Source organism: Pseudomonas flexibilis, from assembly GCF_000806415.1.
Taxonomy (GTDB): Bacteria; Pseudomonadota; Gammaproteobacteria; order Pseudomonadales; family Pseudomonadaceae; genus Serpens; species Serpens flexibilis.
Map to the genome: position 1 here is coordinate 86705 of NZ_JTAK01000002.1, position 15748 is coordinate 102452.

13 protein-coding genes are annotated in these 15748 nt (G+C 68.7%); 10 read left to right on the forward strand and 3 right to left on the reverse strand.

Annotated elements, in window-relative coordinates; translation table 11 throughout:
* Nucleotides 1–201: 201 nt before the first annotated feature.
* The 3 genes from PT85_RS04170 (at nt 202) to PT85_RS18635 (ending at nt 4928) form a co-directional block, all read left to right on the forward strand.
* Nucleotides 202–909, forward strand: coding sequence for a response regulator transcription factor (locus PT85_RS04170; RefSeq protein ID WP_039606036.1), 708 nt, complete (start codon nt 202–204; stop codon nt 907–909).
* Nucleotides 910–1032: 123 nt separating this feature from the next.
* Nucleotides 1033–2628, forward strand: coding sequence for an ATP-binding protein (locus tag PT85_RS04175; protein ID WP_027591409.1), 1596 nt, complete (start codon nt 1033–1035; stop codon nt 2626–2628).
* A 161-nt stretch (nt 2629–2789) separates the two neighbouring features.
* Nucleotides 2790–4928, forward strand: coding sequence for a methyl-accepting chemotaxis protein (locus PT85_RS18635; protein ID WP_039606037.1), 2139 nt, complete (start codon nt 2790–2792; stop codon nt 4926–4928).
* Between the two features lie 91 nt (nt 4929–5019).
* On the opposite strand, the gene dgt is transcribed toward PT85_RS18635, so the two are convergent.
* Complete coding sequence (gene dgt / locus PT85_RS04185; RefSeq protein WP_039606038.1) at nt 5020–6486, reverse strand: dGTPase; 1467 nt, start codon at nt 6484–6486, stop codon at nt 5020–5022.
* A 92-nt stretch (nt 6487–6578) separates the two neighbouring features.
* Between dgt and PT85_RS04190 the strand changes: the two genes are divergently transcribed.
* Nucleotides 6579–7010, forward strand: a complete 432-nt coding sequence (locus PT85_RS04190) for a group II truncated hemoglobin (protein WP_027591646.1) — start codon at nt 6579–6581, stop codon at nt 7008–7010.
* A gap of 35 nt (nt 7011–7045) precedes the next feature.
* On the opposite strand, the gene PT85_RS04195 is transcribed toward PT85_RS04190, so the two are convergent.
* The gene (locus tag PT85_RS04195) at nt 7046–7477 is read right to left on the reverse strand and encodes a universal stress protein (RefSeq protein ID WP_027591647.1); all 432 of its coding nucleotides are present in this window, start codon (nt 7475–7477) and stop codon (nt 7046–7048) included.
* A 130-nt stretch (nt 7478–7607) separates the two neighbouring features.
* Between PT85_RS04195 and PT85_RS04200 the strand changes: the two genes are divergently transcribed.
* The 3 genes from PT85_RS04200 to metE all read left to right on the forward strand — a co-directional run bounded on the left by PT85_RS04200 (nt 7608) and on the right by metE (nt 11136).
* Nucleotides 7608–8162 (forward strand): O-antigen ligase family protein, encoded by a 555-nt coding sequence (locus PT85_RS04200; protein ID WP_027591648.1) that lies wholly within the window; start codon nt 7608–7610, stop codon nt 8160–8162.
* Between the two features lie 92 nt (nt 8163–8254).
* A complete protein-coding gene (locus tag PT85_RS04205) occupies nt 8255–8590 on the forward strand; it encodes a YajD family HNH nuclease (protein WP_027591649.1) in 336 nt (111 codons plus the stop codon).
* Between the two features lie 251 nt (nt 8591–8841).
* Complete coding sequence (gene metE / locus PT85_RS04210) at nt 8842–11136, forward strand: 5-methyltetrahydropteroyltriglutamate--homocysteine S-methyltransferase (protein WP_039606039.1); 2295 nt, start codon at nt 8842–8844, stop codon at nt 11134–11136.
* 233 nt (nt 11137–11369) lie between these two features.
* On the opposite strand, the gene glpD is transcribed toward metE, so the two are convergent.
* On the reverse strand, nt 11370–12875 hold the full coding sequence (glpD, locus tag PT85_RS04215) for a glycerol-3-phosphate dehydrogenase (protein ID WP_039606040.1): 1506 nt from the start codon (nt 12873–12875) through the stop codon (nt 11370–11372).
* Nucleotides 12876–12971: 96 nt separating this feature from the next.
* Here glpD and ybaK point away from each other — a divergent pair, with 96 nt between their 5' ends.
* The 3 genes from ybaK to PT85_RS04230 are packed head-to-tail and all read left to right on the forward strand — an operon-like array spanning nt 12972 to nt 15748.
* The gene (gene ybaK / locus PT85_RS04220; protein ID WP_039606041.1) at nt 12972–13442 is read left to right on the forward strand and encodes a Cys-tRNA(Pro) deacylase; all 471 of its coding nucleotides are present in this window, start codon (nt 12972–12974) and stop codon (nt 13440–13442) included.
* Between the two features lie 10 nt (nt 13443–13452).
* Nucleotides 13453–14943 carry a glycerol kinase GlpK gene (gene glpK / locus PT85_RS04225; protein WP_039559658.1) on the forward strand — a complete coding sequence of 497 codons (1491 nt, stop codon included), beginning with the start codon at nt 13453–13455 and terminating at the stop codon, nt 14941–14943.
* 16 nt (nt 14944–14959) lie between these two features.
* Complete coding sequence (locus PT85_RS04230) at nt 14960–15748, forward strand: PhzF family phenazine biosynthesis protein (protein WP_037009278.1); 789 nt, start codon at nt 14960–14962, stop codon at nt 15746–15748.

A 15748-nucleotide genomic window follows, 5' to 3' on the forward strand; every position in this document is an offset into this window, starting at 1 on the left:
AGCGCTTTTCATCGTTTTGTGAGGGATTTCTCCCCCTATATGTAGTGGCGGGGAAACCCGGGGGAGCCGCGTCAGCCTCAGTGCTTTTCAAGGTGCGCCCTGATCGCGGCCGAAGCCGCTCCCTGGCAAGCCAGGGCCGTGTCGGCCCGGCGCGGCAAACCCGATACAATGCCGGCCATTCGCAAGCCAAGGAGAGATGTCATGCCGGACCGCTGTCACATCCTCATCGTCGAGGATGACGCCCGCCTGGCGGAGTTGACCCGCGACTACCTCGAATCCCAGGGGCTGGCGGTGAGCGTGCAGGCCGATGGCCGGCGGGCGGTCAATCAGATCCTCGCCGAGCGTCCCGCGCTGGTGGTGCTGGACCTGATGCTGCCGGGCGAGGACGGCTTTTCCATCTGCCGGCGGGTGCGCGAACAGGGCTACGACGGCCCGATCCTGATGCTCACCGCGCGTACCGACGACCTCGATCAGGTGCAGGGCCTGGAGATGGGCTCCGACGACTATGTGTGCAAGCCGGTGCGTCCGGTGGTGCTGCTGGCACGCATCCGCGCCCTGCTGCGCCGGCACGAGGCGCCCGCCGAGGCGGTGCAGCGCCTGAGCTTTGGCTCGCTGCAGCTGGACCACGCGCGCCTCGAAGCCACCCTGGGCGGCGAACGCGTCGACCTGACCGGCGCCGAGTTCGACCTGCTCTGGCTGCTGGCGCTCAACGCCGGACGCACGCTGTCGCGCGAGGAGATCTTCACCCAGCTGCGCGGCATCGAATACGACGGCCAGGACCGCTCCATCGACGTGCGCATCTCCCGCATCCGCCCCAAGCTCGGCGACGACCCGGTCACCCCACGCCTGATCAAGACCATCCGCGGAAAGGGCTATCTGTTCGTGCGCGAGGTGGCGGAGGAGCTTTGATTCGGCGGCCGGCCGCCGCCGCAGCGGTGTGGCAGTGGACAAGAAAAGCGTTGTCCACCCTACGATCCCCATTGCGGGGCAGGCCGGTTAGACTCCTGCCCATTCTGGTCAGGAACGCGCCCTGTGAATTCCATCTTCCTGCGTATCTACGCCGGCATGCTGGCCGCCCTGGTGCTGGTGGCACTGCTGGCGGTGGGCAGTCTTCAGCTGGTCAACGCGCTGCGCCACGACCACTACCGCGAGCGCCTGGCCCAGGGCTCGTTCCGGCTGATGGCCGACAACCTGGCCGGCATGGACGCGGTGGAGCGCACCCGCGCCATGGCGCTATGGGGGCGACTGTTGGGCACGCCGCTGCATCTGGAGAGCCTGGCCGACGTGCAGCTGGATAGCCGTGGCCGCACGCGCCTGCTGCGCGGTCAGGTGCTGGTCGAGCGGCTGAATCCTTCGCTGATCTACAGCCTGGTCAGCGAGAAGGAGCGTCTGGTGCTCACCGCGACCGTGGAGCAGGTCAGCGAGCAGCTGGCGCGCGCCACGCTGTTCCTGATCAGCGACGAGCTGCGCCGCTACCCGGCCCCCGAGCAGCGCCAGCGCCTGGCCGAGCTGGCGGAGGCCAAGGGCTTCGGCTACCCCGTGCACCTGCGCGCCATGGACCAGATGGAGCTGGACGCCGACCAGCGCCGGCGCCTGGTCGAGGGCGATACGGTGATGGCGCTGGCCAGGGGCGGCGACTCGATCCGCGTGATGGTCGGCCAGGTCGATACGCCGTGGATTCTGGAGATCGGCCCGCTGTACCCGCTCAATCCCTACCCGCCGCAACTGCTGGTGCTGTTCACCGTGCTCGGGCTGAGCCTGATCGGCCTGACCCTGTACGCCCTGGTGCGCCGCCTGGAATACCGCCTGCGCGGCCTGGAGGCGGCGGCCACGCGGATCGCCGCCGGCAAGCTGGAGGCGCGGGTGCCGGAAGGCGAGGGCGACTCGGTGGGGCGGCTGGCCGCGGCCTTCAATGCCATGGCCGAGCACGTGCAGCGGCTGATCAGCGTGCAGCGCGAGATGGTGCGCGCCGTCTCCCACGAGCTGCGCACGCCGGTGGCGCGCCTGCGCTTCGGCCTGGAGATGGTCGAGGACAGCGAGGACGCGGCGCAGCGGCGCAAGTACCTGGCCGGCATGGACCACGACATCCAGGAGCTGGACCGTCTGGTCGACGAGATGCTGGTCTACGCCCGTCTGGAGCAGGGCTCGCCGCAGCTGGATTTCCAGGACGTCGATCTGCCGGCGCTGCTGGAGCGGGTGATGGACGAGGCGGCGCCGCTGCGCGTCGAGGTGCGTCTGGAGCGCGGCGTCTGGCGCCCGGCGCCCGATGGCGGGCTGATTGAAGCGGAGCCGCGTTATCTGCAACGGGCGGTGCTCAACCTGGTCAGCAACGCCCTGCGCCATGCCGAGCGACGGGTGCGGGTGAACTACAGCATTGCCGGCGACGTCTGCCGGGTGGATGTCGAGGATGACGGCCCCGGCGTGCCCCGCGAGGCCTGGGAGCGCATCTTCACGCCCTTCCTGCGCCTGGATGACAGTCGCGCCCGTTCCCTGGGCGGCCACGGTCTGGGGTTGTCCATCGTGCGGCGCATCATCCACTGGCATGGCGGGCGCGCCTCGGTGGGCCGCAGCACGCTGGGCGGTGCCCGTTTCACGTTGACCTGGCCGCGCCGCCAGGCGCGAGCCTGAGCGCAGGCAGGAGATGACGCACCGCGGCGGGGCTGGTGTTACAAAAAAATGACGTCAATGCACCCGATTCGCTCAGGTGACGGCCAAGGGTGCCGATAACCCCGAAAGGCCTGGTGGAGTTCGGCCAGGAAAAAAGTGGTCCTGTTAGGGAGTTGTTGGCCATGTCCCCTTCGCGTCTGTCCATTGCCTGGAAAATCACCCTGCTGGCGGGGTTGTGCCTGGTGCTGATCGTTGCCGTGCTGATCGGCGCCTCGCTGCAGCAGACCCAGCGCAGCAGCGTGCTGGTCAAGGAGGCCGGCAGCGCCATGCTGCAGGAGGCGGCCGGCGAGCGCATCAGCGCCTATGGCCAGACCCAGGCACTGCGCATCCAGCGTCTGTTCATGGACACCTATCAGTACGGCAGCGGCATCCTCGGCCAGGTGCAGCTGATGCGCGAACAGTCCATTGCCCGCATGGACAGCGCGTTCGATTTGCGTGAAGACCTCGTTCGCCTGGCCGGTAACGCGCTGCAGAACAACGCGGACCTGTTCGGCCTCTACCTGGTCTTCGAGCCCGATGCGCTGGACGAGAAGGACGCGCTGTTCGCCGAGCGCGCCGAGTTCGGCGCCAACGAGACGGGGCGTTTCAGCATCTACTGGTCCCGCGACGGCGAGACGCTGGAGCACGAGACCATCAGCGAAGCGCTGATCAATGACGCCACGCCCGGCAAGAACGGCCTGCCCTACAACAGCTGGTACCGCTGTCCGCACGAGCGCCAGCGGGTGTGCGTGATCGATCCCTACGTGGACGCGGTGGACGGCAGGAACATCCTCATGACCTCGATTGCCTTCCCGCTGCTGCGCGACGGCAAGGTGGTCGGGGTGTTCGGCGTGGACATCAGCCTGAACCGCCTGCAGACGCTGGCCAGCTCCGCCAACCAGACGCTGTATGGCGGCCAGGGCCACATGGGCGTGATCAGTACCGCAGGCCTGCTGGCCGGCTACAGCGGCAACGCCGGGCTGCTCGGCGAGGGCTTCGCGACCGCCTATCCGGGTCATGATGACCTGCTGCAGCGCATCGCCCAGGGCCGGCCGCAAGTCAGCCAGTACGGCGAGATGCTGGAAGTCCTGCACCCCTTCGCGCCCATCCCCGACAGTCCGTCGTGGTCGGTGCTGCTGGAGATTCCCCAGCGCATCGTGCAGGCCCCGGTGCTCGACCTGGAGCGTCAATTGGACCAGCGCCGGCTGAGCGACAGCCTGGTGTCGCTGATGCTCGGCCTGCTGGCCACCGGCGTCGGCCTGCTGCTGATCTGGCTGACCGCGCGCAGCGTGACCCGGCCGATCCTCGCCGTGGCGGACATGTTCAAGGACATCGCCAGCGGCGAGGGCGATCTGACCCGCCGCCTGGACTACGCGCGGCAGGACGAGCTGGGCACGCTGGTCGGCTGGTTCAACCGCTTCCTCGACAAGCTGCAGCCGATCATCGCCGAGGTGAAGCAGGCGGCGCAGGCGACCCGCGCCACCGCCGACCAGTCGCTGGCGCTGGCGTCGCAGACCAACGAGGGCATGCAGCGCCAGTTCCGCGAAGTGGACATGCTGGCCACCGCCGCCCAGGAAATGAGCGCCACCGCCCAGGACGTGGCCAGCAACGCCGCCAAGGCCGCCGAGGCCACCCGCGGCGCGGAGGAGGCCTCGCGCATGGGCCGCGAGGTGATTGCCCGCACCACCCGCGATTTCGAGACGCTGATGCGCGATCTGGATGGCGCCATGCAGCACATGAGCGGGCTGACCGCCAACAGCGAACAGATCGGCAGCGTGCTGGAGGTGATTCGCGGCATTGCCGAACAGACCAACCTGCTGGCGCTCAACGCCGCCATCGAGGCGGCCCGCGCCGGCGAGGCCGGACGCGGCTTCGCGGTGGTGGCCGACGAGGTGCGCGGCCTGGCCCAGCGCACCCAGGAATCGGTGGGCGAGATCCAGTCGGTGATCGAGACGCTGCAGACCGATACCCGCGGCTTGTCCGTATCGATGAAGGACAGCTTCGAGCAGGCCCAGGAGAACGTCGGCCAGGTGGCCGAGGCGGTCACGGCGCTCGGTCGCATTGGCGAGGCGGTCGGCGTGATCCACGACATGACCCTGCAGATCGCCAGCGCCGCCGAGGAACAGAGTGCAGTGGCCGATGAGATCAGTCGCAACGTCGCCGGCGTACGCGGCGTGACCGAAACCCTCACCGGCCAGGCCGAGGAGTCGGCACGTATCAGCCAGACCCTCAACGGCCTGGCCAACCAGCAACAGGCGCTGATGGACCAGTTCAAGGCGTAGGCAGGCGACGCGGCGCTGCGACGGCGGCCAGGACCGCCGCCGGGCACCGCCGCGGTGTACCGGGGTGGCCGGGCTTGTGGGAGTGGCTCCCCTACAACGCCGCCAGCGTGTGGTACTCGTCCTGCGCCAGCTGGTCGGTCATGCCGCTGACGAAGTCCTGTAGCAGCCGGCAGCGGTGGTAGAACTCCCACAGCGGCTCGCCGGCGCTTTCCTCCACCGCCGCCAGGTAGGCACGCAGTAGCTGGCTGGGCAAGCGGCGCGTGAGCATCTGCAAAAGCGGCGAACCGCATGGCCGGCCGGCGGCCAGCGCGCGAAACTCCTCGGCCCGCGCCCGCAGCAGTGGCGCGTAGAAATCCAGCAGTCCCTGCAGGATGCGATAACCCTGCAGATGCAGGGTCTCCACTTCCCGGTGGCAGAACACCTTGTCGGCGGCCACGCTCTTGAAGGTCTGCACGATGGCCGCCTCGGCACTGCCGTCCTCCAGCAGGGCGCGGTCCAGCGTGCCGGCATGCACGGCCTCGATCTGCGCGATGAACTGCGCGGCGGCGTGCTTCACCAGTGGGTGGATCATGTTCACCCGCAGCCAGATGAAGAACTCGCCGGTCGGGTTGACCGGCTCCTGGCCGGCGCGCTTGAGCGCGTAGTCCAGGCGCTGGCGGAAGGATTGCCCGCCATCCAGGGGCGACTCCGGGTCGGCCAGTTCCCGGTAGCGGGCCAGCAGCGCGGTTGCCAGCTGGTCGAGATCGAAGAAACCCTTTTCCACCGAGTCCTCGATGTCCGCCAGGCAGTAGGCGATGTCGTCGGCCGCCTCCATGATGTACACGGCCGGGTGACGTGTTCCCGGTGCGCGTCCCAGCGCCGCCCACAGGTTCTGGATGAAAGCCTGTTCGGACACATAGAAGCCGGGCTTCTTGTGCAGGTAGGCGCCAGGCGTGCCCCTGGGCGGATGGGGCGTGTCCGCACAGCGCACGTACTTGAGGATGGCGGCGGTCTGGCTGTAGGTGAGGTTCAGGCGCAGCAGGCGGAACACCAGGCGGATGCCCTGGGCGTTGCCCTCGAAGGTCTTCAGGTCGTGCAGCAGCCGGACCACCCGCTCCTCTTGCGCAGCGGTGCCGGGCAGTGCAGCGTCCAGCAGGGTATCCAGGTTGCGCTCGAACCATTCGCCGATGGCGAACTCGCCGAAATGCCCGAACGGCGGATTGCCGATGTCATGCAGCAGGCAGGCCATCTCCACCAGGCTTTCCAGCGCGGATTCCAGCCCGTCCAGCCCGTAGTCCGCCGCGCGCGAACCCAGCTGCTTGTACAGGGTGCGCACGATGAAACGACCGGTCTGCTGCACCTCCAGCGAATGGGTCAGGCGGCTGCGCACGGCGGCGTTGCGTTCCAGCGGGAACACCTGGGTCTTCTGCTGCAAGCGGCGCACCGCCGCGCTGTGCACAATGCGCCCCCGATCGCTTTCCAACTGGTCGATCAGGTAGGCCAAGTCGTCGCTCGCTGCCCGGCGTTCGTAGGGGCGTTGGGCGGACAGCGTCTGGCGGAAGTCGGGCGCAGCGGGCATGGGCATCTCCGAAGGCAAGGCGGATGAACCGGTTGGTGGAGCGACGCCGGGACTCTACCATGCGCCCCTGACTGTTTTGAGCGGGACACTCAATGAACACTGCTACCCCTGTTTTCGGCGTCGGTGACGCGTCCTACCAGGCCGCCGGCGGCCAGGCCGGCTTGCGGCGCCTGGTCGAGGATTTCTATCGGGCGATGGACACGCTGCCCGAAGCCGCCTGCGTGCGGCAGCTGTACCCCGAGTCGCTGGAGCTGGCCAAAGACAAGCTGGCGACCTTCCTGAGCGGTTGGCTGGGCGGGCCGAGGGAATATGCGGCGCGCTTCGGGCCGATCAGCATCCCGGCGTTCCACACGCGCTGGCGGGTCGGTGAAGAGGAGCGGGAAGCCTGGCTGGCCTGCATGGCCTGGGCCATTGCGCGGCAGGATTATGCGCCGGCTTTCGCGGAGTACCTGCTGACCCAGTTGCGGGTACCGGCCGAGCGGGTGCACCAGGCCAGTCTGGCGGCTCGCGGCGAGCAGCCCTGAAAGAAAAAGGGCCGACGATTTGTCGGCCCTCTCGATCACTTCACCAGCAGCACCGGCACCGGCACTTCATGCACCACGCGGGTGGCGACCGAGCCCATCAGCAGGCCGGAGAAGTTGCCCAGGCCCCGGGTGCCCATCACCACGGTGTCGCAGCTCAGCTTCTCGACGGCCAGGCCGATCTGCTCGGGGATGTTGCCCTGTGCGGTGTGGCGGCTGTGGGTGATGCCGGCGGCCTGCAGCTGCGCGGCCGGCCAGTCGAGCAGGTGCTGGGCCTGGCTGGTTGCCGACTGCTCCATGCGCTCGATGAGCTCACCGGTCACGTATTCGCCGTAAACGATGGGCGGCTGCTGCACGTTGAGCAGATGCACGTTCAGCGTGGCCGAATGTTCGCGCGCGAAGTCGATCAGGTACTGGACTGCCCGCTTGGAACTGTCCGACCCGTCGAATGCCACCAGTACGTTGCGCATTATTCCGTCTCCTGTTGTGTCTATAGGCACAGGATAGTCCAGCGGCCTGTCCGACCGTGAGCGCGGGCTGGGCATGGCCGCGTGTCGATTTGCCGCAGGGAGGCTTTCGCAACCGCTCTGGGAGGCCTCTATGAACCGCCACTACTACATCAGCGACACCCTCGATGAGCTGGAGCTCCTGGAACGGGAGCTGGAAACCAGCGGCATTCCCACGGAGCAGATCCACGTGCTCAGCGAGCAGGACGCCGAGCTCGAGCGGCACCGGGTGCATGGCGTGCCCTCGGTGATGAAGACCGACGTGTTCAACTTGGGCTGGCGCGGCGCGCTGGTAGGCCTGGCGCTCGCCGTGCTGGTGCTGCTGGTGGCCTGGTGGGCCGGCTGGACCGCCACCCGCGCCGGCTGGGCGCCGTTCGTGTTCCTGGCGCTGGTGCTGTTCGGTTTCTCGGTGTGGGAGAGCGGTTTCTTCGGTTTCCAGCGGCGCAACCAGCATTTTCAGGCCCTGCAGAAAACCCTGGAGGAGGGTCGCCATGTGCTGTTCGTCGACGTGGAGCCGGAGCAGGAGGTGCCCCTGCGCGTGGTGATGGCGCGCCACGCCGGATTGCGCGAGGCCGGCACCGGCCCGGCACTGCCGCACTGGCTGAGCGCCGGCCAACAACGTCTGAACCGCTTGCGCAAGATGATCTGAAGACGGATTGACGCCGCCGGGCGAGAGACGTCAACTAGAGCCGCCGCCCCCCGCCCGGGCGGCGGTTTCCGTCACCTGATCGAGCACTGCGCATGAGCACCAGCAAATCGAACATTCCCTACAGCCAGCGCGAGCAGGGCTACCGGGAAAAGGCCCTGAAGATGTACCCCTGGGTGTGCGGCCGCTGCGCCCGTGAATTCTCCGGCAAGCGCCTGAGCGAGCTGACGGTCCATCACAAGGACCACAACCACGACAACAACCCCGAGGACGGCTCGAACTGGGAGCTGCTCTGCCTGTACTGCCACGACAACGAGCACTCGCGCTATACCGACAACCAGTACTTCGCCGAGGCCACCCCGGGCGGCGACAAGGGTCCGAAGGAAACCTTCAAGGCCTTCGCCGGACTGGCGGATCTGCTGAAGAAGTAACTCACGCCAGCCTGTGCGCGTAACGGCGGACAGGAACGGCGTTGTCCGCCCTACGTAGCGGCGTCGGCCGCGATGACCACGGCGGAACACCAAACCATGGATTGTCCCCGCGTGGCCTCGATCGGCGGCCCGATAAAAGCGCGGAGCGCCCTACGTTCATGAATTAATCTCGTGTTGCTCAATAGAATCTTGAGTTTGTTTCAGCTTTCCAGCGCGCCGAGAATGCCGGCCACGGTTACTGGAGAGCACAGATGGCTATTGCCCACACCCTCGGATTCCCCCGCATCGGCCGCGACCGCGAGCTGAAGAAAGCCCTCGAAGCCTACTGGAAGGGCGCGCTGGACGAGGCCGGCCTGCGCCAGGTCGGCCGCCAGCTGCGCGCCGAACACTGGCAACTGCAGAAGGACGCCGGCATCGACCTGCTGCCGGTCGGCGATTTCGCCTGGTACGACCAGGTGCTCACCCATTCGCTGATGTTCGGCGTGGTCCCCGAGCGCTTCCGCCCCCGCGATGGCGGCCTGCCGAGCCTGGACACCCTGTTCGCCATGGCGCGCGGCGTCAGCGGCGGCTGCTGCGGCGGCGCCCATGCCCAGGAAATGACCAAGTGGTTCGACAGCAACTACCACTACCTGGTCCCCGAGTTCACCGCCGACCAGACGTTCCGGCTGAGCTGGGAGCAGCTGTTCGAGGAAGTCGCCGAAGCCCGTGCGCTGGGCCATGCGGTCAAGCCGGTGATCATCGGCCCGCTGACCTATCTGTGGCTGGGCAAGTGCAAGGGCGGCGACTTCGAGCGCCTCGACCTGCTGGAACGCCTGCTGCCAGTGTATGGAGAAATCCTCCAACGCCTGAAGACGCTGGGCGTGGACTGGGTACAGATCGACGAGCCGATCCTCGGCCTCGACCTGCCGCAGGCCTGGAAGGCCGGCTTCGAGCGTGCCTACAACCTGCTGCAGCGCGAGCCCGGCAAGAAGCTGATCGCCACCTACTTCGCCGGCCTGGAGGACAACCTGGCGCTGGCCGCCGGCCTGCCGGTGGACGGCCTGCACGTGGACCTGGTGCGCGCCCCGGAGCAGTTCCCGGTGGTGCTCGACTGGCTGCCGGCCTACAAGGTGCTGTCGCTGGGCGTGGTCGATGGCCGCAACGTCTGGCGTACCGACCTGGACAAGGCCCTGGGCGTGCTGCAGCAGGCGCAGGCGCGCCTGGGCGAGCGGCTGTGGGTGGGCTCCTCCTGTTCGCTGCTGCACAGCCCGGTGGATCTGGATCGCGAGGATCGGCTGGATGCCGAGCTGAAGGGCTGGCTGGCCTTCGCCGTGCAGAAGTGCGCGGAAATCGCCGTGCTGGCCGAGGCCCTGCGCGATCCGCAGTCGGCGCGCGTGCAACAGGCGCTGGCCGACAGCCGCGCCGTGCAGGTGGCCCGCGCGGCCTCGCCGCGCATCCACAACCCGGCGGTGCAGGCGCGCCTGTCGGCCGTCCGCCCCGAGGACAGCCGGCGCCAGTCGCCGTTCGCCCGGCGCATCGCCGCGCAGCGCGAGCACCTGCACCTGCCACTGTTCCCGACCACCACCATCGGCTCCTTCCCGCAGACCGCCGAAATCCGCCAGGCACGCCAGGCCTTCAGGCAGGGGACGTTACCGGCGGCCGAGTATGCCGCAGCCATGCGCGCCGAGATCCGCCACGCGGTGCGGGTGCAGGAACAGCTGGGACTGGACGTGCTGGTGCACGGCGAGGCCGAGCGCAACGACATGGTCGAGTACTTCGCCGAGCAGCTGGACGGCTACGCCTTCACCCGCTTCGGCTGGGTGCAGAGCTACGGTTCGCGCTGCGTGAAGCCGGCGATCATCTACGGCGATATCAGCCGGCCGCGGCCGATGACCGTGGAATGGATCCGCTACGCCCAGGAGCAGACCGCCAAGGTGATGAAGGGCATGCTGACCGGCCCGGTAACCATGCTGATGTGGTCGTTCCCGCGCGACGACATATCCCGCGAACAGCAGGCGCGCCAGTTGGCGCTGGCGATCCGCGACGAGGTGTGCGATCTGGAGGCCGCCGGCATCCGCGTCATCCAGATCGACGAGGCGGCCTTCCGCGAAGGCCTGCCGCTGCGCAAGGCCCGCTGGCAGGCCTACCTGGACTGGGCCGCCGAGGCCTTCCGGCTGACCGCCAGCGGCGTGGGCGACGAGACGCAGATCCACACCCACATGTGCTACAGCGAGTTCAACGATGTGATCGCTTCCATCGCCGCGATGGACGCCGATGTCATCACCATCGAGACCTCGCGCTCGCAGATGGAACTGCTGGAGGCGTTCCGCGCCTTCGACTATCCGAACGAGATCGGCCCGGGCGTGTACGACATCCACTCGCCCCGGGTGCCGACCGTCGAGGAGATGGTCGCGCTGCTGGGCAAGGCCGCCGAGCGCATTCCGGTCGAGCGGCTGTGGGTCAACCCGGACTGCGGCCTGAAGACCCGCGGCTGGCCGGAGACCGAGGCCGCGCTGGTGAACATGGTGGCGGCGGCGCGCCGGCTGCGTGAGCGGCACGCGGGCTGAGGCTGGCGGGTGGATCCCGACCGATGCGTAGGGTGCACAACCTCTTGCTTGTCCACCAGCGGCCCCGCACGTGATCTCAATCCGTAGGGTGGAAAACTCGCGTAGCGATTTTCCACCGGCCCGGGCTGCGTGCGCACCGGCGGTAGACAAGGCTTCGCCGTTGTCTACCCTACGGCTCAGCCGCGTAGGGTGGACAACGGTTTTCTTGTCCACCGCTGGCAGCGCATGTCCGGTCAGCGCATCTTCAACGGCTCCCGCTGCAGGTAGGCCTCCAGCCCCGCGTGCTGTTCCGGGCCGAGGAACAGCCCCAGCTTGCTGCGCCGCCAGAGGATGTCCTCGGCGGTTTGCGCCCATTCCTCGCGACGCAGGTAGTCCACTTCCCGGGCGTACAGGTTGGCACCGAAGTGTTCGCCCAGATCGCCCAGCCCCGTTGCGCTGCCCAGCAAGCACCAGCTGCGGCTGCCGTAGCTGACCGCCCAGCGCCGGGCCAGGTCGGTTGGCAGCCAGGGCGCCTGGTCGAGCAGTTGCGCGGCCAGGCGCTGCGGGTCGCTCATCTCTTCGCCGCCCGGCAATGGCGCGCCGGCGGTCCAGCGCGGGCCCATATCTCGCAGCCAGGGCTTGAGCAGCTCCAGGGCCGACTCGGCCAGGCGCCGGTAGGTGGTCAGCTTGCCGCCGAACACCGAGAGCAACGGAGCCTGATCAGCCGCGCCGTGCAGCTCGAGGAAATAGTCGCGGGTCACCGCCGACGGGTCGCCGGACTCGTCGTCGAGCAGCGGACGCACGCCGGAAAAGCTGTGCAGGATGTCGTCGCGCTCCACCGGCTGGCGGAAATGCCGGTTCACCACGTCCAGCAGGTACTCGGTTTCCTGCTCGCTGATGCGCACCTGCTCGGGGTCGCCGTGGTACTCGCGGTCGGTGGTGCCGATCAGGCTGAAACGCTCCAGCCAGGGGATGACGAAGACGATGCGCCGGTCCTCGTTCTGCAGGATGTAGGCCTGCTCGCCGGGGTACAGGCGCGGCACCACGATATGGCTGCCCTGCACCAGGCGCACGCCGTGGCGTGGCTGGCGCTGCAAGCCGTCGCGCAGGAAATCCGCCACCCAGGGGCCGCAGGCGTTGACCAGCGCGCGGGCGCGCACCACCGAACGGCTTCCGTCGACGCGCTGCAGTTCCAGATACCAGAGGCCATCGCGGACCTGGGCGGACAGGCAGCGGGTGCGGGTGTTCAACCGGGCGCCGCGCTCGCGGGCGGCCATCGCGTTGAGCACCACCAGGCGGGCGTCGTCCACCCAGCAGTCGGCGTACTCGAAGCCCCGGGTCATGTCCGGGCGCAGCGGACTGTCGGCGCCCAGACGCAGGGCGCGCGAGCCGGGCAGGGTGCGCCGGCGGCCCAGGTGGTCGTAGCAGAACAGACCGAAGCGGATCATCCAGGCCGGGCGCAGGTGCGGGCGGTGCGGGAGGATGAAGCGCAGCGGCTTGATGATGTGCGGCGCCTTGGCCAGCAGCACTTCGCGTTCGGCCAGCGCTTCGCGCACCAGGCGGAACTCCCGGTGTTCCAGGTAGCGCAGGCCGCCATGGATCAGTTTGCTGCTCGCCGAGGAGGTGTGGCTGGCCAGGTCGTGCTGTTCGCAGAGGTAGACCTTCAGGCCGCGTCCGGCGGCGTCGGCGGCAATGCCGACACCGTTGATGCCACCGCCGATCACGGCCAGGTCGTAGGGGTCTTCGCAGGGTTCGTTCATGCCACGCTCAAGGGCCAGGATTGCCGGAACACTGTAGCGCTGGCGCGCGGCGGCCGCTAACGTAGCCTTTCGTCGATCCCTGCACAGCAAAGCACCATGACTCCAGCCATCGATCAGCTCAAGAAAGCCCGCGTCGAGCACCGCGTCCTCAGCTACGAACACGATCCCAAGTCGCCGTCCTACGGTCTGGAGGCGGCGGAGAAGCTCGGCCTGGCGCCGGAACGGGTGTTCAAGACCCTGCTGGCGGCCACCGAGAAGAACGAGCTGCTGGTGGCGGTGGTGCCGGTGGCCGGCAGCCTCGACCTCAAGGCGCTGGCCCAGGCGGCCGGCGTGAAGAAGGTGGACATGGCCGACCCGGCCGCCGCGCAGCGCGCCACCGGCTATCTGGTCGGCGGCATCAGCCCGCTGGGACAGAAGAAGCGCCTGCGTACGTTCATCGACGAATCGGCCCGCCAGCAGCCCTCCATCCATGTCAGCGCCGGGCGGCGCGGGCTGGAGGTGGAGCTGAGCGCCGAGGCGCTGGCGCAGCAGACCCAGGCGACGTTCGCCCCCATCGGCCGTGGATAACGGAGTCTTCATGAGCGACTACCTCCTCGCCATCGACCAGGGCACCACCAGTAGCCGGGCGATCATCTTTTCGGCCAGCGGCGGCGCGGTGGCCAGCGCGCAGCAGGAATTCGCCCAGCATTTCCCGCGGGACGGCTGGGTCGAGCATGCCGCCGAGGACCTGTGGGACAGCACGCTCGCCGTGTGCCGCCAGGCGCTGGCCAACGGCGGGCTGCGGGCGGCGGACATCCGCGCCGTCGGCATCACCAACCAGCGTGAGACCACCCTGGTGTGGGACGCCGCCACCGGTGAAGCCATCTACCCGGCCATCGTCTGGCAGGACCGGCGCACCGCCGATTACTGCGCCGAGCTCAAGGCCGCCGGCCATGAGGCGGACGTGGCGGCGCGCACCGGGCTGCTGATCGATCCGTATTTTTCGGCCACCAAGCTGCGCTGGATCCTCGACAACGTGCCGGGCGCCCGCGCGCGCGCCGCGCGCGACGAGCTGCGCTTTGGCACCGTGGACAGCTTCCTGCTCTGGCGCCTGACCGGCGGCCGGGCGCACCGCACCGACGCCAGCAACGCGGCGCGCACGCTGCTGTTCAACATCCACACCCAGCGGTGGGACGAGACGCTGCTGGCGCTGTTCGACATCCCCGCCAGCCTGCTGCCCGAGGTGCTGGATTGCGCGGCGGACTTCGGCGAGACCGACGCCCACTGGCTGGGCGCGGCGCTGCCGGTGCTGGGCATGGCCGGCGACCAGCAGGCGGCGCTGATCGGTCAGGCCTGCTTCGCGCCGGGCATGGTGAAGAGCACCTACGGCACCGGTTGCTTCCTGATCCAGAACACCGGCGCCGAGCCGCTGATCTCGCGCAACCGCCTGCTGACCACCGTGGCCTACCGGCTGAACGGCGAAACGACCTATGCGGTGGAGGGCAGCATCTTCGTCGCCGGCGCCGCCCTGCAGTGGCTGCGCGATGGCCTGCGGCTGATCGAGCACGCCCACGAGAGCGAAGCGCTGGCCCTGCAGGCCGGCGACGCCGGCGGCGTGTACCTGGTGCCGGCCTTCACCGGCCTGGGCGCGCCCTACTGGGACCCGAAGGCGCGCGGCGCGATCTTCGGCCTGACCCGCGACACCGGCATCAAGGAAATCGTCACCGCCGGCCTGGAAGCGGTCTGCTACCAGACCCGCGACCTGCTCGAAGCCATGGGCCAGGACGGCGCCGCGCCGCTCAGCGCGCTGCGCGTGGATGGCGGCATGGTGGTCAACAACTGGCTGGTGCAGTTTCTCGCCGACATCCTCGGCGTGCCGGTCGAGCGCCCGCAGGTCAACGAGACCACCGCGCTGGGCGCCGCCTATCTGGCGGGCCTGCAGGCCGGGCTGTATCGCGACCTGGACGAGGTCGCCGGCCACTGGCAACAGCAGCGGCGCTTCGAGCCGTGCATGCCGGCGCAGCGTCGCGAGGCACTCTATGCCGGCTGGCTGAGCGCGGTGCGCCGGGTGCGCAGCGAAGCGTCATGAACGATTGGAGAATGCGATGAAGACACTGCCGTTCCACCAGGTCGACGCCTTCAGCGACCGTCCGTTCGCCGGTAACCCGGCGATCGTCTACCGCCTCGATGCCTGGCTGCCTGACGCGCGCATGCAGCAGATCGCCGCCGAGCACAACCTGGCGGAAACCGCGTTCGTGGTGCGCGAGGGGCAGGGCTGGCGGATTCGCTGGTTCACGCCCCAGGAAGAGGTGCCGCTGTGCGGCCATGCCACCCTGGCGGCGGCCAGGGTGCTGTTCGACGCCTACCAGGAACCGGGTGACTGCCTGAGCCTGCAGAGCCAGTCCGGCGAGCTGCGCGTGCGGAGGCTCGGCGAGCGGCTGGAACTGGATTTCCCGGCGCTGGCCGGTGAGCCGATTACCGCGCCGGCCGGGCTGGCCAAGGCGCTGGGCCACGAACCCGAGACGGTGCTGTCCGGTCGCGACAGCCTGCTGGTGGTGCTGGCCGACGAGACCGCCGTGCGCACCTGCGCGCCCGACCTGAAGGCGCTGGCGGCGCTGCCCTGGCTCGGGGTGATCGTCACTGCGCGCGGGACTGATCACGATGTGGTGTCGCGTTACTTCGCGCCGGCCATCGGCATCGATGAAGACCCGGTCACCGGTGCCGCGCACTGCATGCTGGTGCCCTACTGGGCGCAGCGCCTGGGCCGTGCCGAATTGCGCGCGTACCAGTGCTCGCAGCGCGGCGGTGAACTCTTGTGCCGGGTGGAGGGCGAACGCGTGCGCCTGGCCGGGCATGCGGTGCTGGTCAGTCGGGGCGAATTGCTGGTGGGCTGA

Coding starts and splice junctions, on each gene's coding strand:
- PT85_RS04170 (WP_039606036.1), top strand. CDS start 202: ATGCCGGACCGCTGTCACATCCTCATCGTCGAGGATGACGCCCGCCTG.
- PT85_RS18635 (WP_039606037.1), top strand. CDS start 2,790: ATGTCCCCTTCGCGTCTGTCCATTGCCTGGAAAATCACCCTGCTGGCG.
- dgt (WP_039606038.1), bottom strand. CDS start 6,486: ATGCCCGCTGCGCCCGACTTCCGCCAGACGCTGTCCGCCCAACGCCCC.
- PT85_RS04190 (WP_027591646.1), top strand. CDS start 6,579: ATGAACACTGCTACCCCTGTTTTCGGCGTCGGTGACGCGTCCTACCAG.
- PT85_RS04195 (WP_027591647.1), bottom strand. CDS start 7,477: ATGCGCAACGTACTGGTGGCATTCGACGGGTCGGACAGTTCCAAGCGG.
- PT85_RS04200 (WP_027591648.1), top strand. CDS start 7,608: ATGAACCGCCACTACTACATCAGCGACACCCTCGATGAGCTGGAGCTC.
- PT85_RS04205 (WP_027591649.1), top strand. CDS start 8,255: ATGAGCACCAGCAAATCGAACATTCCCTACAGCCAGCGCGAGCAGGGC.
- metE (WP_039606039.1), top strand. CDS start 8,842: ATGGCTATTGCCCACACCCTCGGATTCCCCCGCATCGGCCGCGACCGC.
- glpD (WP_039606040.1), bottom strand. CDS start 12,875: ATGAACGAACCCTGCGAAGACCCCTACGACCTGGCCGTGATCGGCGGT.
- ybaK (WP_039606041.1), top strand. CDS start 12,972: ATGACTCCAGCCATCGATCAGCTCAAGAAAGCCCGCGTCGAGCACCGC.
- glpK (WP_039559658.1), top strand. CDS start 13,453: ATGAGCGACTACCTCCTCGCCATCGACCAGGGCACCACCAGTAGCCGG.
- PT85_RS04230 (WP_037009278.1), top strand. CDS start 14,960: ATGAAGACACTGCCGTTCCACCAGGTCGACGCCTTCAGCGACCGTCCG.